The sequence below is a fragment of the Wenyingzhuangia aestuarii genome, from assembly GCF_011927765.1.
Taxonomy (GTDB): Bacteria; Bacteroidota; Bacteroidia; order Flavobacteriales; family Flavobacteriaceae; genus Wenyingzhuangia; species Wenyingzhuangia aestuarii.
Window position 1 is genome coordinate 1 of sequence record NZ_JAATJG010000034.1, and the last position, 3,039, is coordinate 3,039.

Here is a 3,039-nt window from a genome sequence, read left to right on the forward strand (position 1 = left end):
GTTTTTGTATCATAATTATCAGCTTTAGATACAAATTTACATTATTTAAATGATTTTCTAATTTTTAATGTTTTTTTATTCGCTTGCAATTAACGGTTTTGGCTAGGATTAGTACGGGAAGAAAAGGAGCAGAGCCTTTTCGAACACGTACTAAGCCGAAGCCTTTTTTTTGGTTTTATTTTTCTTATACAAAACCAAATCAAAAAGGATTTGGCGATTTAGTAAATATACACAAAACTTTGAGGAAGCACCAAAACCCGTATTAATTTTAGCCGGTGTTAGCCAACGTATTTTTTTAATATCAATGCTGCACAATGTCCTCCGAAACCAAAACTATTACTCAAAGCATAATTAATGACTTTTGATGACTTTTCATTTAGTGATAAATTTAGTTCTTTAGGAATGTTTTCATCTACTTTGTTTGTATTTATTGTTGGTGGAATAAAGTCTGTGTTTACTGATAGACAAGTTGAAATTGCTTCTATTGCACCCGTTCCACCCAATAAATGTCCAGTCATTGACTTTGATGCACTAATTTGTAATTTGTCAAGACTTGAAGCAAAGAGTTTTTCAATTGCTTTAATTTCTGATAAATCACCTAATCCAGTTGAAGTTGCGTGTGCATTTAGATAATCAATTTTTTCAGGTTTAATATTTGCTTCTTGTATTCCACTTTTCATGGCTAAATATGCCCCAAGTCCTTCTGGATGCGTACCCGTTATATGATATGCATCGGAACTTTCTCCACCACCGACAATTTCCGCATAAATTTTTGCATCTCTTTTTATTGCTGATTCCAAACTTTCTATAATTAAAGCTCCAGCTCCTTCACCAACAACAAAACCATCTCTATTTGTATCAAATGGTCTTGAGGCAGAACTATAATTTTCATTATTTGTAGACATTGCTTTCATTGCATTAAAACCTCCAATAGAAGTTTCAGTAATAGGTGCTTCCGAGCCTCCAGAAACAATGATGTCTGCTTTTCCTAAACGAATATAGTTAAAAGCTTGAATAATACTTTGTGTTGAAGAAGCACAAGCCGTAACTGGGCAATAATTTATTCCATGTAGTCCGTGATTAATAGAAATAAGGCCAGATAGACCATTGGAAATTATCTTAGTGATAAAAAATGGATTGAATCTTGGATTAAAATTATTCTTTGTATAATCAATAACTTCTTTTTCAAATGTTTCAAATCCTCCAATTCCACTCGAAAATATGACACCAATTCTATTAGTATCTAGTTTTGAGAAATCTAATTTTGCATCTTTAATTGCTTCTTCTGTCGCTATTAAACCATATTGACTAAATCTGTCAAGTTTTCTAGCTTCCTTACGATCAAAATAATCTAATGGATTATAATCTTTTATTTCGCAAGCGAATTGTGTTTTGAATTTAGAAGCATCAAATCTTGTTATTTTATTTGCTCCTGATACACCATTCAAAAGATTTTTCCAATATTCTTTTGTGTTTTTTCCAATAGGAGTAATTGCTCCTAATCCTGTTATAACTACTCTTTTCATTTGTATAATTATTATAAATATACCGTAAGGTATATGTGTTTTTAAATTTTTTTAATCCTTTTTTATTTGATTTATTTCTGATTCTAAGAAATCTATATTATTCAATAGGATTTCAGGTTTATTAAGGGTTTTTGCTAACATAATACTACCTTCAACCAACGCTATCATTCGGAATGAAAATGTATCTATTTCAATATTTTTTATTTCATTTTGTTTTATACCGTCTTTTAGTATTCCAACAATTCTTTGATGCCAACTATTAATAGTTTTTATTACTTCATTTTTCAAAAGATCGTTTCCATCATCTGAATCTACAGCTGTATTTAGAATTGCACAGCCACCATTGTTGAAAATAGGTCTAAAAGCTGTTCTATAATGATTTAAGAAAACCAATAGTTTATCTATTGATTTATTTTCTTGATTAATTTTTTCTGCTATTTGTTCTGATTGAAATTTAAAATTATATTTAAATGCTTCAACAGCAACTTCGTTTTTATCCTTAAAGTTTCCATAAATACTCCCTTTTGTCAATCCTGTAGCATTGGTCAAATCTGATAAATAAGTCCCTGTATATCCTTTTTTATTAAATATGGAAGCTGTCTTTTCTATTATTAATTTTCTTGTTTTTTCGGAACGTATCATAATACAAATATACCTTACGGTATATTAATATGCAAATTAATTATATTTGATTTTAATTTGGTGTTTTTTTATATGTTGGCTAACTTCCGAATAACCATACCTTTTGTATGGTATGCTTCCGTTCCATCTTTTTTTATAAAACTACGTATTTCTATTTAGAATAACGTTTTTTATGTTAAGCATCCCGTAAAACAAAAGTTGTTTCTGTTTTAAATACTTGCTGGAAAGCCGTTGTTTACTAGTTCTCTAAATTAATTATAGCCCTTCTTGTGTGTTTGTTTTTTATCATTATGTAGAATTATCCAAATTAGAATAGTAAAAGTTAATGTCAATAGAGAGAAAAACTTCTCAAAATTGGTTTTTGCTAAAATATTCCCAACAGTATTCAATCCAAATATGATAACGAATATCCATAAACTAATATTGACAATTTTCATTGACAAAAATTCTCTTATAAATTTCCCTTTTACAAAAAGGATGAAACATAAAAAACAATTTATTAATATCGAAATAGTTTCAAAAACATACATCTTAGAGTCATTTTTCAGTCTCCCTCCCCAAGTTATTTCATATGGAACTATTTTTAGAATAATACTTAAATGAAAAAGTATTATTGCGAAAAGCATCCATAACATTATTTTAATAGCAGTTTTAGGATTCATTCTTTGTGTTTTCTCAATTGTTAGGTCAAAAGTATTTAAAATTTAGGCAATCTATTTCAGAATTTTACATGCATTCAATGTTAGGTAACGGTTTTGGCTAAGATTAGTACGGGATTGGAAATCGGCCAGATTTGGCGGACTTAATAAATATGCACAAAACTTCGAAGTTGGCACAAAACCCGCATGAAGTTTAGTCGGTGTTAACTGCT

General features: G+C 29.4%; 2 protein-coding genes. Both read right to left on the reverse strand.

The genetic code is table 11. The annotated features are described in order from the left end of the window. Window positions 1-278: 278 nt before the first annotated feature. A complete protein-coding gene (gene fabF / locus GGR97_RS15145; RefSeq protein WP_317165760.1) occupies window positions 279-1,532 on the reverse strand; it encodes a beta-ketoacyl-ACP synthase II in 1,254 nt (417 codons plus the stop codon). Between the two features lie 45 nt (window positions 1,533-1,577). Beyond that, a complete protein-coding gene (locus GGR97_RS15150; protein WP_167899370.1) occupies window positions 1,578-2,168 on the reverse strand; it encodes a TetR/AcrR family transcriptional regulator in 591 nt (196 codons plus the stop codon). Between the last annotated feature and the right edge of the window lie 871 nt (window positions 2,169-3,039).